Here is a 13,872-nt window from a genome sequence, read left to right on the forward strand (position 1 = left end):
CTTGCAGGTTCAGGTTTGCTTGAGCCGCGCCGCCGCATCGCGCAGCAGCTCGTTGCGGTCGATCTTGTTGGTCGAGGCCAGGGGCAGGTGGTCGACGAACCATACCTGCCGTGGATGCTGGTAGGCCGGTGCGTGGTCCAGCGCATAGCGCTTGATCTCGTCGGCCGTGGCGGAATGGCCGGCCCGCAGGATGATGTAGGCGACGGGCTTCTGGCCCTTGATGTCGTCTTCGACCGGCACCACGACGGCCTGCTGCACGGCGGGGTGGTGCTCCAGCATTTTTTCAACCTCGCCGGGGTAGATGTTTTCACCGCCGCTGACGAACATGTCGTCGCGGCGTCCGACGAAGTAATAGAAGCCCTCGGCATCGCGGCGGAACACATCGCCCGTGGAGTAGTAGCCGTCCGGCGTGAAGGGGTCGGCCAGGTCCGGACGCTGGTGATAGCCCAGCATCAGGCCAGGGCTTTTCATTTCCAGGATGCCCTGGTCCGGGCCGTCGCCTGGCCCGGGCGCCAGCCGCAGCGATACTTCGGGATGCGGATAGCCGACGGAAGCCGTGGGCGTGGGCACGCCGCGCGGATGGGGGCCGAACACGACCGGGCCGCCTTCCGTGGTGCCGAAGGCGTTGATCACCCGCGCATTGGGCAGCATGGCGTGGATCTGCGCCAGCAGGCTGGCGCTGACCGGTGCCGAGCCCATGCGGATCACCTTGACGGAGGACAGGTCCGTGCCGGCCAGCAGATCCCGTTCGCGCAGCATCATGGCGATCATGGGCGGCACGGCGGTCAGCCAGGTGCAGCGATAGCGTTCGATGCAGCGGATATACACCTGCGCATTGAACTGCGGCAGCAGCACCGTGGTCGCATGGCTGCCCACGGACAGGAAGGCCAGCGCCAGGGCGTTCATGTGGTACAGCGGCGCGGCGATCAGGGCGCGCTCGTCGTCCAGCGGCGTGGCCTTGCGGCGCGCCTGCACCGTCCACAGATGGCTGGCGTGCGACAGGCGCACGCCCTTGGGCCGCCCGGTGGAGCCTGAGGTGTACAGCATCAGCCCTACATCTTCGGGCGACGGCCGGTAGGACGCTTGTTTACCGGGGCGCAGGAAGTCGACGAAATCCTGGCCGTCCATCGCGACCGCCTCCAGCCCGGCGGGCAGGCTGGCGCGACGCGGCCCATCGAAGAACAGGAGCTTCGCGCCGCTGTCCTGCAGCACATACGCGATGGTGGAAGCCGGGAACTTGAAGTTCACCGGCACGGCCACCAGCCCCGCCCGCATGATCCCCAGCACCGCGGCGACATAGCGCACCGAGTTCGCCGACAACAGCGCGATGCGTTCGCCGGGAGCATGGCCGCGTTCACGCAGGCCCTGGGCCACACCTTCGGCCAGCGCGTCCAGTTCGCCGTAGGTGCAGGGCGATTCGCGCAGCTCGGCATCCACGCCGATAAGGGCGATCCGCGCCGGGTCGGCCGACGGATCGATCAGGTCGCCCAGGTTGTACGGCATATGCATGTTGGTTTCCATGGCGCTACCACGTCGCCTGATACAGAGACATCCAAATCCGGGACGCCGCGGATCCGGGTTGGCCGGTACGCCGGCATCTACCCTTTTAGGGGGGAACCGCGCAGCGCTTCAGCCCGCCACCTCGTCGCAAGAAACGGGTGTGACCAGAGCCGGGACGCCGCGGATCCGGCTTCGCCGGTCCGCCAGCGTCGCCCCCTTGAGGGGGAAGCGCGCAGCGCTTCGGGGGTGGGCTTTACCCCGCAGCCGGCGTCGAATACACGCCGCGGCCGCTGGCCACCAGCTTGCCGTCCTTGTCGAACACCTGGGCTTCGGCCACCGAAACCTGCGAGCCGAACTTGATGACCTTGCCCTTGGCAGTCAGGTCGCCCGGCATGGCGGCGCGGTGGTAGTCCACGCGCAGGTCGATGGTGGGCACGCCGCGGCCGGTGCTGGACACCAGGGCCCAGTCCGCGGTCAGGTCCACCAGCGCGGCCAGGATGCCGCCGTGCGTGTAGCCTTTGTCGGCGTTCACCACCCATTCCTCGCGCCACTTGGCCTTCAGCTCGATCTCGCCGGTGGCCACCGACAGGACTTCGATGCCCAGCCATTGGTGATAGGGACCGCGCAGCAGGCGCGCCTGGATGTCTTCCTTCGTGGGGAGAGCTTTGTCAGTCATGGGATATTCCGTGTTCAGGGTTCAGGGGTTGACGATGACCTTGCCCAGCACTTCGCGGTCGCGAATCAGGGCCAGGCCCTCGGCGGCTTGTTCCAGCGGCACGGCACGGTCGATCAGCGGATCGACGCTGCCTTCGGCCACCATGTCCAGCAGGGCCTTCAGGTTCTCGTCGTAGAAGCTGTTCGAACCCTTGATGTTCAGTTCGAAGCTCCAGACGTAGCGCAGGTCTTCCTTGGGGTCGTGGCCGGCCGTCGCGCCGCACACCAGCAGCGTGCCCCCGCGCTTCAGGCACTTGAGCGACGGCACCCAGGTGTCGCCGCCGGTGAAGTTGATCACGACATCGACGCCGCCTTCGTAATTGCGGCGCTGGGGCTTGCCGTACTGCCCGATGGCCCACTTGGAGAAATCGGTTTCGCGATAGTTGATCAGGTGGTCAGCACCCAGTTCCTTCAGCGCCTGCAGCTTGGCGTCGCTGCCTGCGCAGGCGATGACTTCGGCTCCCAACTGCTTGGCCAGGATCACGCAGGCCGTGCCCACGCCGCCGCTGGCGCCCAGGATCAGCACCTTGTCGCCCGCCTTGACGGTATTGTGGGTGATCAGCATGCGGTGCGCGGTGCCGTAGGCCACGGGCAGCGCCGCCGCGTCGTCGAAGCTGACCTTGTCGGGCATGGCGATCAGCTGGCCGGCCGATACCAGGCAGTATTCGGCCATGCCGCCATCCAGCATTTCGCCCATCAGGCCCTTGGCCTTGTTCAGGGGGTTGACCAGCACGCGGTCGCCGGGCTTCCAGCCCTCGACGCCTTCGCCGACTTCCGCGATCTCGCCCGCCATGTCCAGGCCGATCACCACGGGCAGCGGCACCTTGATGCCCGGCATGCCCTGTACGGTGAAGACGTCGTGGTAATTGAACGACGAGGCGCGCACGCGGATGACGACGTGACCGGCGGTCACGGCCGGGACCGGCTTGTCGGTGACCACGCGAAGCTGGTCGATGCCGCCGTGCTGATTCAGGACCAGGGCTTTCATGGTTTTGCTCATGGGAGGTTTCCTTTGAAACGTGATGGGGCGATAGCGGATTACTTCATGGACTTCGATTGTTGCCAGGGGCCGGTGACGAACAGGTCGTCCTTCAAGGCGCCCTTGATCACGCCCGTTTCCGTGAAGACCTGGTGTTCGCGCTTGAGCGTGTCGATATCCGCCTGCTCGAACGAGATGCGGTACATGTCGTTCCACAGGCCGGCATAGACCTTGGCGTCGTTCTCGGGCAGGTTGGCGGATTTCTGCAGGATGCCGATGACCTCCGGCTGATGGGTCTGCGCCCACGCCAGGGCGTTGCGCATCGCGACCAGCACGCGCGCGACCACCTCGGGATGGGCCTGAACGTATTCCGCGCGCACGGTTCCGATGCCGATATAGGGTACCGAATTGGTCTTGGTGAGCGCGCGCCATTCATCGGCGAAGCTGCTCAGCTTGGTCACCTTCAGCTCCTTCAGCTGCGCCACGGTAACCGAGCGCAGCGCGGCCGCGTCCACCTGCTTCTGCACCAGGAACTGCGCCAGGCGCGACTCATTGCCGCCCACCAGCGAAAAGTCATTGGGCTTTATGCCGTGGTTGGCCGCCAGGATGGCGCCGGCGATCACCGCCACGGAGCTGCCCGCCGGCGACATGCCGACCTTTTTGCCGCGCAGCTGGTCCAGCGATTTGATGGCGGATCCCTCGGGCACGACGAACTGCACGTCGGCCGGCTGCGTGGCGGCGAAGACCTTCAGCGGCACGCCCTCGGCGGCGCTGCTGAACACGCCTGCCGCCGGCGCGCCGTAGGCCAGGTCGATGGAGTTGGACGCCAGCGCGCGCAGCGGCGCGTTCACGTCGGGAAAGCGGAAGAATTCCACCTCCAGGTTCTGCTGCTTGAGGAAGGGCGTGGCTTCCAGCACGGCACCGAAGCCCAGGCTGACGCCGCTGCTCCAGTAGCCGATGCGCACTTTGTCGGCCGCCTGCGCGCCGGCGGCGCCCGCCATCGCTGCAAAGGCGAGCAGGGCGGCGAAGAGGGGTTTTCTCCATTGCATGGTATGGACTCCGGTCAATGTGGGAGGGTGGGCGGTCGATGGTCGTGTTCGGCGGTTCGGTTCGCGTCCGGTTTGGTCGGCGGTACGCCGGCCAGCGCGCGTGTCAAAGCGGCTTCCAACGGAACAGCCGCCGTTCCAGCGGTTTGAGCAGGCCCCCTTCGAACAGCAGCATCAGCACCACCAGTAATAGCGTCCAGGCGAACACCTGGTCGGTCTGTACCAGGTCGGCCGCCTGGCGCAGGCGATAGCCGATGCCATCGGACGACCCCAGCGTTTCGGCCACCAGCGACACGCGCCAGCCGAAACCGAAGGCCAGGCGCGCGCCGGAAAAGAAGTAGGGCAGGATGGTGGGCAGATAGATTTTCCGCAGGATTTGCGTGCGCGACATGCGGAAGCTGCGTGCCAGGTCCACGTGCAGCTTGTCGACGTTCTGCGAACCTTGCCACACATTGGTCAGGATCAGCGGCATCGCGGTCATGAACACCACGAAAATGGTCGTGGCATTGGAAATACCGAACCAGATGATGGCGAACACCGCCCAGATGGCGGACGACACGGTGTTCATCACGGCCAGCAGCGGATCGAAGAACGTCGCCAGCACGCGGCTGGAGCCCAGCGCCAGTCCCAGCGGCGTGCCCACCACCGTGGCCAGCGCGAAGCCGATCAGGATGCGCGTCAAGGTGGTCAGCACATCATGCGTGAAACTGCTGGATCGCGCCAGGTTGACCAGCGCCTGGATCACTTTTTCCGGCCCGGGCAGCACGAAGGCGGGCACGTGCGAGGCCGCCAGGGCCCACAGCACCACGAAGACGATGGTCAACGCCGCGCGCTGCACGAACAGCCATCCCAGGGCCCGCCAGGCTTTGCTCATTGATGTTCTCTCCTGTCGCTGCACGACATCCTCCCCGTGGGAGGGAGCGCGCCCCTCGGGCGGCCGCGCGGGCGCGCTCATTCGTGCACCTTCATGCGCAGCTGGCGCGTCTGTTCCGCGACGTCGCGGTCGGTGGGCGTGCGCGGCCGGGGCAGGGAGACCGTATCGATCTCGCGGATGCGGCCGGGACGCGGCGCCATCAGGACGATGCGGTCGGCCAGGACCACCGCCTCTTCGACATCGTGCGTCACGAACAGGATCGTCATGTTCTTCATCGCCTGGATGCGCAGCACTTCCTCGTGCATCTGCGTGCGCGTCTGCGGATCCAGCTTGGAGAAGGGTTCGTCCATCAGCAGCACGTCGGGTTCGATCACCAGGCTGCGGGCCAGGGCGACGCGGCTGCGCATGCCGCCGGACAATTGGTGCGGCCAGGAATCGCCGAAGCCGGACAAGCCGACCATATCCAGTACGGCATCGGCGCGGCGGTGCCGTTCGGCCCTGGATACGTTGCGCGTTTCCAGGCCGAAGGCCACGTTGTCGCGCACGCTGCGCCAGGGGAGCAGGCGGTCTTCCTGGAAGAGGTAGGCCATATGGCGCCACTGGTCGTAGGTGGCCAGCGGCTGGCCCGCCAGGAAGATATCGCCGCCGTCGTGCGGCTCCAGGCCCGCGATGATGTTCAGCAGGGTGCTCTTGCCGCAGCCGGATGGGCCGAGCAGCGCAACGATTTCACCGCCGCCGACGGTGAAGGAAATATCGCGCAGCGCTTCCAGCGTGCCGAAGCGCTTGGACACATGGCGTACATCGAGGGCGTCGGGGCGCGCCGCCGAAGCGGCCGGGATGGCGGCGGGCGCCGTGGCGGCGGAGGGCTTGGTCATGGCGGCGCCGGCGCCGGACTGCACAGGGGCGCGATTCATCGTCCGCTCCCGTTCAGCGCGCGGGGCACCGGAATGGCCGCGCCCGTCTGCGCCAGGCTGGCGTAGAGTTTTTCCAGCGTCATCACCTGGAAGGTTTCGATATGGCGACGCGCGATGACTTCGGCGCGCTTGCCGTCGCCCTCGGCAAGCGCCTCTATCATGGCGTTGTGGTCATGCTTGATTTCGGGTTTGGTCCGCTGCACGCCGAAGCCCAGCGCCACCAGGCGGGACATCTCGTCCATCAACTGGCTGAGCAGGCGGTATAGCCGCTCATTGCCGCAGGCAGCGGCGATGGCCAGGTGGAAAGCCTTGTTGGCGTCCATGAACACATCGATCTGGTCGCTCAGTTGCAGCACGGGATGCGCGATGCGGCAGGCCGCTTCCAGGCGGCGCAGCAGATCGATGTCCACGCGGCCGGCGGCCAGGCGGGCCGCCAGCGGTTCCACCTGCACCCGCAGCGTGAAGACTTCCTCCACATCGCGCAGGGTGATCGGTGCGATCTGGTAGCCCTTGCGGGGCTTGGAGCGGACCAGCCCTTCATGGGCCAGGCGCACCAGGGCGATGCGGCAACTGGTCTTGCGGATGCCGTACGCAGACATCAGTTCCGGCTCGGTCACGAAGGCGCCGGGGGCCAGGCGGCAGGACAGCACGTCGCGCCGGATCCGCCCGTACGCGTCCTCGCCCGAGCTCACGGTGGGGCTGGCGGCGGCGGGGCGCGTGGTCTGGACGGGTGCTTCGAGCATGGTGGCGGGGCCTGATTGGTCCTGTGAGCTGCTTACAGCGCCGATGAAATACGTCTACAACGGCACCATTCTATGGATGACCAGGCCTTACGCTAACTAAGAAATTACCCTAAGCATATTCCCAGAACTTTGGTTTGGGCTATTTGGATATCCCCTATAGGCATAAGGGGATAACCCTTTACGGTACCGTCGTCAGGATGGGCGCGCCCTGGTTCTTCAGCAGCAGCACCAGGAACCGGGCCGGCTCGGTGGCGCTGGCGTTGTGCCCGATGGTGTGGAGATCGTCGGGTCCTTCGTAGAAGGTCTGGCCCGCGGTCAACGTGACTGGCTTGCCGCCTTGCACCCCCATCACGATCGAACCCTCCAGTACATAGATAAAGCCGTGCGCATCGTGGCGGTGTACCGGGTCTGCCGCCCCGGGCGGGTACTCGACCTGGATCAGCAGCGCTTCCTTGCCGGGATAGTCGGGAAGCGGCTTGGTCATCAGCTCGGTCACTTTCGCCAATGGCGGGGGGTGTCCGGCATCGGCGGCGGCCGCTTGCGCGGGGGGGTGCGCGCCGGTATGGCCGGCAGCCGCGGCTTGCTGCGCCGCGGCGATATTTACCCCGCCCGCGGCAAGAAGCAGCAGGGCGGCGAGCGTTCTGGAAACGATCATGGAAGACTCCTCGATTTACGGATTACAAAGGACGGTCGGTGCCCGCGCTCAGGCGCGCGCCACGGTACGGTCCAGCCAATCCTGGAAGCACGTCGAACCCTGGCGCGCGTCATCGTCCGCCACCAGCGATCGGTCATTCAGCACGGAGCCGAAGTAGCGCGCATGGACATCGGCGATCACCTGATGCGTGGTGTCCTTGCGCGCGGCCAGGTACATGCGTACGAGTTCGTCCAGGGGTACGCGATCCGGGCCGCCGACCTCCACCATGCCGTTCACCGGCGGACGCACCGCCAGATCGGCCACCGCCGCGGACGTATCGTCCGATGCGATGGGCTGCAGCAGGGCGGGGGAAACGCGCACCGTATTGCCGTCGACGCTGGATTTCATGATGGCGTCGATGAACTCGAAGAATTGCGTCGAACGCAGGATGGTGTAGGGGATGCCGGAGGACGCAATCAGCTTTTCCTGGGCGAGCTTGGCGCGCATATAGCCGCTTTCCGGCAGGCGCTCCGCGCCGACCACCGACAGGGCGACGTGATGCCGGACGCCGGCGGCGCTTTCCGCTGCGGCGATATTCCGGCCGGCGATTTCGAAAAATTCCAGTACCGCCTTGTCCTCGAACGAAGGCGAGTTGGCCACGTCGACGACAACCTCGGCTCCCTTGAGCGCGTCGGCCAGGCCCTCTCCGGTAATGATGTTGACGCCCGAGCTTAACGAGGCCGCGACCACGTCATGGCCGGCGCCGCGCAGGCGCCGCACCACATTCGATCCGATAAGGCCGCTGGCCCCGATAACGACGATTTTCATGGTTTCTTCTCTCCGTTCAGTGTCTCGGCCTTCGGTAGGACGACCGGTGCATCAACTATGCGCGGCGGCGCTGTGGAATACTTTGCCGAAACCTTGGATTTCCCTTGGATTTGGCTTGAGCGGTCGTGGTGCGCCACGCGGACGCCGTGCGCGGGCGGCGGTTGAGGGATACGGAATGCCATTAGTGTTCGGGGATTGCGCGCTGGACATCGATCGCCGGGAGCTTTCCCGGGCGTCCCAGCTGGTGTCGATCACGCCCCAGGTCTTCGACTTGCTGGTCTACCTGACGGAAAACCGCGAGCGCGTCGTCACGCGCGACGACCTGCTGGACGGGGTCTGGGGCGGTCGCATCGTGTCCGAATCGACGCTGGCCAGCCACATCAACGCGCTGCGCAAGGCGGTCGGCGACAACGGCCAGCTGCAACGCGTGATCCGCACCGTGCCCCGCAAGGGATTCCGCTTCGTCGCGGATATCAGGAAAGTCGAGCTGGCTGGCGGCAGCGATCCGGCGGGCGGCGATGCCCTCGTGCAAAACGTGGGCGCCACGGTCGCGGCTGCCGGTCCGGCGCTCCCGGCGACGGCGCTCACGCCACCGCCCGTTGCCCCGACGGCCACGCAGCCGGCGGCCCTGCCGCTGCCGAACCGGCCGTCCATCGCCGTGCTGCCCTTCGTCAACCTGAGCGGCCAACCGGACCAGGACTACCTGGCCGACGGCGTGGTGGAGGACATCATCGCCGCCTTGTCGCGGCATCGATGGCTGTTCGTCATTTCGCGGAATTCCAGCTTCACCTACCGCGCGCAGGCCGTGGACGTGAAGCAGGTCGGCCGGGAACTGGGCGTGCGCTACGTGCTGGAAGGCAGCTTCCGCCGCTCGGGAAACCGCGTGCGGATCACGGGCCAACTGGTGGACGCGGCCACCTGCGCCCATCATTGGGCGGGCCGGTTCGAAGGCGTACTTGACGACATCTTCGCCCTCTACGACCAGATCACCGAAAGCGTGGTGGGCGCACTGGCGCCGCAGCTTGAACAGGTGGAGATCGAGCGCGCGACGCACAAGCCCACCGAGAGCCTGGATGCCTACGACTATTACCTGCGAGGCATGGCGCAACTGCACCGCGGCTCGCGGGACAGCGTCGAGCAGGCGTTGGCGCTGTTCCACAAGGCAATCGAGGCCGACCCGGATTTTGCATCGGCCTACGCCATGGCTGCCTGGTGCCATTGCTGGCGCAAGGTCAATGAATGGAACATCCATCCAGCCCACGACGCCGCCGACGGCATACGGCTGGCGCGGCGCGCCATTGAACTGGGCAAGGGCGACGCCGTCGCGCTGACCCGTGGCGGCCATGCGCTGGCGCACCTGGCCGGTGAACTCACTGGCGGGATCGCATTGATAGACCGCGCCCTGGTCCTGAATCCGAATCTGGCGTCCGCCTGGTTCCTGGGCGCGTTCCTGCGCGTCTGGCACGGCGAAACCGAGGAGGCCATCGCGTTCTTCACGCGCGCCATGCGCCTGAGCCCGCTGGACCCGGAGATGTATCGGATGCAAGCTGGAATCGCGACCGCGCATCTGTTCGCGGGCCGCTTCGACGAGGCAGCGTCATGGGCTGAAAAAGCGCTGCGTGACCTGCCTGACTTCACACTCGCAATGGCCATCGCCGGCGCCAGCCGCGCCCTGCAGGGGCAGGACGAAGAGGCGCGCCGCATGATGGACCGCCTGCGGCTGACCAGCCCGGAGCTGCGGGTGTCGAATCTGACGGGTTGGCTGCCGATTCATCGACCGGACAATCTGGCCGTCTTCCAGGACGGCCTGCGACGAGCGGGACTGCCCAACTGAAATGCCACCAGCGGCGCGACGCCCTGGGGCGGGGACTGCCGCGCGGCGTGTCGCCATCCGGGGCATCCGGCGGTTCGGACTCTTTGGCCGATGCAGAATATTCTCTTGCGGTAATATAAACAACGGGTTATATATATCGCATGGAATCCACGTTCTCTATCGTCGCCGAGCCGAATCGGCGCGCCATCCTGGGCTTGCTGCTGGCCTCCGAACGCTCCGTCGGCGACATCGAGCGCGAGTTGCACCTGTCGCAGCCTTCCGTCTCCAAGCACCTGCGCGTCCTGCGGGACGCCGGTTTCGTGGAGTCTCGGGTGGAGGCGCAGCGTCGCTTGTATCGACTAAGGCCGGAGCCGCTCATGGAGCTGGACGCTTGGCTGGCGCCTTTTCGGCGCTACTGGTCCACGCATCTGGACGCCTTGGAGCAGCACCTCGACAAGATGGAATGACACCGCCACGCAAGCAACGGGAAGAGAAGACATGAGCCAACGTGAAGACTACGATCCCGGCCCCGCGGCCGGCGCTGACGTCCACAAGGACGGCGACAAGTGGACCCTGGTTGTCGTGCGCGAGCTGCGCCACCCGCCGGAGAAGGTCTGGCAGGCGATCACCGAACCGGCGCACCTGCGCGAATGGGCGCCGTTCGATGCCGACCGCAGCCTGGGTGCCATCGGCACCGTGAAGCTGTCCACCGTGGGCGCGCCCACGGCGCACGTCAGCGAAACACAGGTGAAGCGCGCCGAGGCGCCGAAGCTCCTGGAATACACCTGGGGCGACAACGACATGCGCTGGGAACTGGAGCCGCTGGAGAGCGGTGGCACCCGGCTCACCCTGTGGCACAACATCGACCGCGGCTTTATTTCGATGGGCGCGGCGGGCTGGCACATTTGCCTGGACGTACTGGACCGGTTCCTGGCAGGCCAGCCTGTCGGCCGCCTGGTCGGTGCCGATGCGCTGAAGTTCGGCGGTTGGCAGCGGCTGAACGCCGAGTACGCGCGGCAGTTCGGCATCGAGCCGCCCAGCTGGCCGCCCAAGCCGGCGTCCTGACGGCCGGCGGAGGGAAGCGACCCACGCGGCATGCTGGTGCCCAGAGAGGACCTGCTGGGCCTGAACTAACAGCCCAACCTGCCGGGCACCATAGGTCTTGCCGGCCCGCGTTCAGGCATCCCGCGCCATGCATTCTTTCCACCGCGTATTGACCCGTTCGGCAAACCACGCAGTGGTCAGCGTGCGCGTGATCTTCGGGCTTTGCAGCGTGATGCGCGGCAGCGTGGCGCGGGGCAGTGGCGCGCCGGCGGCCTTGTCGGCGATGCCGAAAACACGCCGGTACAGCAGGGTGTTTTCGAAGTCCAGGCGATCGCCGGCGCGCAGGTCGCGGCGGATGGCCTCTTCGCTCATGTCCAGGCGCGAGCGCAACGTCCGCAGGGCGCGTTCGGTCTCGCCGGGCTCGATCGTATCCTCGCGCAGCACGTCGCCGTCCAGCGCCAGGGGGATGCCTGTGGCGCGGCTTACCGCGTTCTGGAAAGCCGCGTTGCGGCTGGCGTACCAGCCCGCGTTGTAGTCCGCGAAGCGATAGAGCAGCGTGTCGTAATGCGCGGGATAGCCCAGCAGGTGCAGGGTGCCGAAATAGATCCCGCCGCGGCGGCTGAAGACTTCCTTGCGTATGCCTTGCTGCACGGAATAGGGATAGCCTTGCGCGTGCGCTTCGGCGAACGCCACGCCGACCTGCATCGGGCCGGCGGTGTGTACCGGGTTCAGCCCGCCGAACAACTGCCGTCCCATCGGCACCATGCCGATGAAGTCCTCGTACATATCGCTGAGATCGCGTTCCGTGCGCACGGTGTCCAGCCGCTGGCTGTAGGTCTTGCCGTTGGGCGACCTGATGCCCAAGGCCGCATCGACCAGCATGCCGGGCACGTGCATGGACGCGGCGCGCCGGTTGATTTCTTCGCGCGCCACCTTGGGCAGGCCGGGAACCGCGGGATCGGCGTGAAAGCCGGACTCCTGTCCGATGACGGCGATGACCGCGCACACATTCGCGGGCGTGGCCGGGATGTCCTGCGACGTGAATGCCACCTGGATGTCGCGCGCCCATCCGCCGGCGTCGCCCACGCCCGCCGGCAGCCGGCGCGCGATATCGGCCCGTATCTGATCGGGACCGCGCGGCGCTTGTTCGGGCGGCTTGGTGGCGCAGCCGGCCAGCCAAAGCAGGGCGGCGATCGCCGAATAACGCGTGTACTTGTGCATGACCGGGTCCATTGCGACCCAAGGGCGGGGGCGCGTACCCGATACTATCCCAGCCGGACTGGCCTCCCAATCAGGCGCTTCAGCGGCGACACGAAACCCCGTAGCGGTTCCCCGCCAGGCGTCCTGCCGCCCGGCGGATTCGCTACGCCAGCTATCCCGCTCCCTGCGCGCCTACAGCGCCGCGGCGGGGCCGAAGAACTCGTAGCGGCTCTGCGATTCCGGCACGCCCAGCGCGGCCAGGGTCTTCTTCATGAAGGACATGAAGGGCTTGGGCCCGACGAAGTAGGCGTCCACGTTGCCGGCCGCCGGCAGCCATTGCCGCAATTGTTCCGCTTGCGGGCGGCCCACGGCGTCGGGCTGGCGCGCCGCGCCTTCGGCGTCTTCATAGCACACGTAATGGCGCAATTGGGGATGGCGGGCGGCCAACTGGTCGACGTAGTCGCCGAAGGCATGCACTTCGCCGTTGCGGGCGTAATGGATGAAGTGCACTGGACGCTCGCCGTCGCGCAAGGCGTCTTCCAGCATGGCGAGCACGGGCGTGACGCCGACGCCGGCGCTGATCAGCGCCACGGGCCGTTCGCCGTCCTGCAGCACGAAATCGCCCGCGGGCGGGAATACGTCCACGGTATCGCCCTCGTTCACCTGGTCATGCAGGAAATTGGATGCGACGCCGCCCGGCTCGCGCTTGACGCTGATGCGGTATTGGCTGCCGTCGGGCGCCCGTGACAGCGAATAATTGCGCCGTATCTCCTGGCCATCGACGTCCAGGCGCAGGCCCAGGTACTGGCCAGGGTGATAGGCGAGCAGGGCGCCGCCATCGGCCGGGCGCAAGTAGAACGAGGTGATCTCGGCGCTTTCGGAGATCTTGCGCGCCACGACGAAGGCTCGCGCGCCCCGCCAGCCGCCGGTTTCCCGCTCGCGGGCGTCATAGGCATGCGCTTCGGCCTGGATCAACATATCGGCCAGCTGCTGGTAGGCGGCGGCCCAGGCGGCGATCACCTCGTCGGTGGCGACATCAGGCCCCAGTACTTCGCGGATGGCGCGCAGCAGGCAGGCCCCCACGATGGGATAGTGTTCCGGCAGGACCTGCAGCGATACGTGCTTGTTGACGATCTGGGTCGCCAGCGGCGCCAGGGCCTGCAGGCGGTCGATATTGCGCGCATACATCAGCACGCCATTGGCCAGGGCGCGCGGCTGTGCGCCGCTGGCTTGGTGCGCCTGGTTGAACAGCGGCCGGACCTCGGGATATTCGTCCAGCATGATCTTGTAGAAGTACGTCGTCAGCGCCTCGCCGCCCGTTTCGAGCAGGGGTACCGTGGCACGGATAATGGCGAGCTGGTTCGAATCAAGCATCTCTGAAACTCCTTGGTTGACCCGCGGGTCGTGGCTTCCACGCGCGGCGGGCATGTGGGTCGCGATGGCGATCGGTTAATGCAATGCAACATCCATGCCAATTCGCGGTCCCTGGGGAAGCCGGCAAACGCACCGAAAAAATCGATAATAAAAAGAGTTTTAATGTCTCGGTTTATTGAAATTCAGAGTTATAAAGACTCGGAATGCCG

14 protein-coding genes are annotated in these 13,872 nt (G+C 66.4%); 3 read left to right on the forward strand and 11 right to left on the reverse strand.

Annotated elements, in window-relative coordinates; translation table 11 throughout:
- Positions 1 to 9: 9 nt before the first annotated feature.
- From AKI39_RS11690 to AKI39_RS11730, 9 genes are all read right to left on the reverse strand, one after another.
- Positions 10 to 1,521, reverse strand: a complete 1,512-nt coding sequence (locus AKI39_RS11690; RefSeq protein WP_235610793.1) for a class I adenylate-forming enzyme family protein — start codon at positions 1,519 to 1,521, stop codon at positions 10 to 12.
- A gap of 232 nt (positions 1,522 to 1,753) precedes the next feature.
- A complete protein-coding gene (locus tag AKI39_RS11695; RefSeq protein ID WP_066635973.1) occupies positions 1,754 to 2,176 on the reverse strand; it encodes a PaaI family thioesterase in 423 nt (140 codons plus the stop codon).
- Positions 2,177 to 2,197: 21 nt separating this feature from the next.
- Positions 2,198 to 3,202, reverse strand: coding sequence for an SDR family NAD(P)-dependent oxidoreductase (locus tag AKI39_RS11700; RefSeq protein WP_201258592.1), 1,005 nt, complete (start codon positions 3,200 to 3,202; stop codon positions 2,198 to 2,200).
- 50 nt (positions 3,203 to 3,252) lie between these two features.
- Positions 3,253 to 4,242: an ABC transporter substrate-binding protein gene (locus AKI39_RS11705; protein ID WP_066635976.1), complete on the reverse strand. Its 990-nt coding sequence runs from the start codon at positions 4,240 to 4,242 to the stop codon at positions 3,253 to 3,255.
- Between the two features lie 103 nt (positions 4,243 to 4,345).
- Entirely contained in the window at positions 4,346 to 5,113 is a 768-nt protein-coding gene (locus AKI39_RS11710; protein ID WP_066635978.1) for an ABC transporter permease, read from the reverse strand.
- 77 nt (positions 5,114 to 5,190) lie between these two features.
- Positions 5,191 to 6,027, reverse strand: a complete 837-nt coding sequence (locus AKI39_RS11715; RefSeq protein WP_235610794.1) for an ABC transporter ATP-binding protein — start codon at positions 6,025 to 6,027, stop codon at positions 5,191 to 5,193.
- A complete protein-coding gene (locus AKI39_RS11720; protein WP_066635981.1) occupies positions 6,024 to 6,770 on the reverse strand; it encodes a GntR family transcriptional regulator in 747 nt (248 codons plus the stop codon). The genes AKI39_RS11715 and AKI39_RS11720 overlap by 4 nt, the downstream gene beginning before the upstream one ends.
- Before the next feature lie 178 nt (positions 6,771 to 6,948).
- Positions 6,949 to 7,425: a cupin domain-containing protein gene (locus AKI39_RS25820; protein ID WP_076879691.1), complete on the reverse strand. Its 477-nt coding sequence runs from the start codon at positions 7,423 to 7,425 to the stop codon at positions 6,949 to 6,951.
- 48 nt (positions 7,426 to 7,473) lie between these two features.
- Complete coding sequence (locus AKI39_RS11730; protein ID WP_066635984.1) at positions 7,474 to 8,232, reverse strand: SDR family oxidoreductase; 759 nt, start codon at positions 8,230 to 8,232, stop codon at positions 7,474 to 7,476.
- Between the two features lie 175 nt (positions 8,233 to 8,407).
- Between AKI39_RS11730 and AKI39_RS11735 the strand changes: the two genes are divergently transcribed.
- The 3 genes from AKI39_RS11735 (at position 8,408) to AKI39_RS11745 (ending at position 11,110) form a co-directional block, all read left to right on the forward strand.
- Positions 8,408 to 10,066, forward strand: a complete 1,659-nt coding sequence (locus AKI39_RS11735; protein ID WP_066635987.1) for a winged helix-turn-helix domain-containing protein — start codon at positions 8,408 to 8,410, stop codon at positions 10,064 to 10,066.
- Positions 10,067 to 10,206: 140 nt separating this feature from the next.
- Positions 10,207 to 10,512, forward strand: coding sequence for an ArsR/SmtB family transcription factor (locus tag AKI39_RS11740; protein ID WP_066635990.1), 306 nt, complete (start codon positions 10,207 to 10,209; stop codon positions 10,510 to 10,512).
- A gap of 31 nt (positions 10,513 to 10,543) precedes the next feature.
- Entirely contained in the window at positions 10,544 to 11,110 is a 567-nt protein-coding gene (locus tag AKI39_RS11745; protein ID WP_066635993.1) for an SRPBCC family protein, read from the forward strand.
- Between the two features lie 111 nt (positions 11,111 to 11,221).
- On the opposite strand, the gene AKI39_RS11750 is transcribed toward AKI39_RS11745, so the two are convergent.
- Positions 11,222 to 12,310 carry a DUF1615 domain-containing protein gene (locus tag AKI39_RS11750; protein ID WP_066642778.1) on the reverse strand — a complete coding sequence of 363 codons (1,089 nt, stop codon included), beginning with the start codon at positions 12,308 to 12,310 and terminating at the stop codon, positions 11,222 to 11,224.
- Positions 12,311 to 12,481: 171 nt separating this feature from the next.
- Positions 12,482 to 13,663 (reverse strand): NO-inducible flavohemoprotein, encoded by a 1,182-nt coding sequence (gene hmpA / locus AKI39_RS11755; RefSeq protein WP_066635995.1) that lies wholly within the window; start codon positions 13,661 to 13,663, stop codon positions 12,482 to 12,484.
- Positions 13,664 to 13,872 lie beyond the last annotated feature (209 nt).

The organism is Bordetella sp. H567 (assembly GCF_001704295.1).
Classification (GTDB): Bacteria; Pseudomonadota; Gammaproteobacteria; order Burkholderiales; family Burkholderiaceae_B; genus Bordetella_C.

What these genes read in the sequence shown, in the direction of transcription:
- AKI39_RS11690 (WP_235610793.1), bottom strand. Translation starts at nt 1,521, where the DNA reads ATGGAAACCAACATGCATATGCCGTACAACCTGGGCGACCTGATCGAT.
- AKI39_RS11695 (WP_066635973.1), bottom strand. Translation starts at nt 2,176, where the DNA reads ATGACTGACAAAGCTCTCCCCACGAAGGAAGACATCCAGGCGCGCCTG.
- AKI39_RS11700 (WP_201258592.1), bottom strand. Translation starts at nt 3,202, where the DNA reads ATGAAAGCCCTGGTCCTGAATCAGCACGGCGGCATCGACCAGCTTCGC.
- AKI39_RS11705 (WP_066635976.1), bottom strand. Translation starts at nt 4,242, where the DNA reads ATGCAATGGAGAAAACCCCTCTTCGCCGCCCTGCTCGCCTTTGCAGCG.
- AKI39_RS11710 (WP_066635978.1), bottom strand. Translation starts at nt 5,113, where the DNA reads ATGAGCAAAGCCTGGCGGGCCCTGGGATGGCTGTTCGTGCAGCGCGCG.
- AKI39_RS11715 (WP_235610794.1), bottom strand. Translation starts at nt 6,027, where the DNA reads ATGAATCGCGCCCCTGTGCAGTCCGGCGCCGGCGCCGCCATGACCAAG.
- AKI39_RS11720 (WP_066635981.1), bottom strand. Translation starts at nt 6,770, where the DNA reads ATGCTCGAAGCACCCGTCCAGACCACGCGCCCCGCCGCCGCCAGCCCC.
- AKI39_RS25820 (WP_076879691.1), bottom strand. Translation starts at nt 7,425, where the DNA reads ATGATCGTTTCCAGAACGCTCGCCGCCCTGCTGCTTCTTGCCGCGGGC.
- AKI39_RS11730 (WP_066635984.1), bottom strand. Translation starts at nt 8,232, where the DNA reads ATGAAAATCGTCGTTATCGGGGCCAGCGGCCTTATCGGATCGAATGTG.
- AKI39_RS11735 (WP_066635987.1), top strand. Translation starts at nt 8,408, where the DNA reads ATGCCATTAGTGTTCGGGGATTGCGCGCTGGACATCGATCGCCGGGAG.
- AKI39_RS11740 (WP_066635990.1), top strand. Translation starts at nt 10,207, where the DNA reads ATGGAATCCACGTTCTCTATCGTCGCCGAGCCGAATCGGCGCGCCATC.
- AKI39_RS11745 (WP_066635993.1), top strand. Translation starts at nt 10,544, where the DNA reads ATGAGCCAACGTGAAGACTACGATCCCGGCCCCGCGGCCGGCGCTGAC.
- AKI39_RS11750 (WP_066642778.1), bottom strand. Translation starts at nt 12,310, where the DNA reads ATGCACAAGTACACGCGTTATTCGGCGATCGCCGCCCTGCTTTGGCTG.
- hmpA (WP_066635995.1), bottom strand. Translation starts at nt 13,663, where the DNA reads ATGCTTGATTCGAACCAGCTCGCCATTATCCGTGCCACGGTACCCCTG.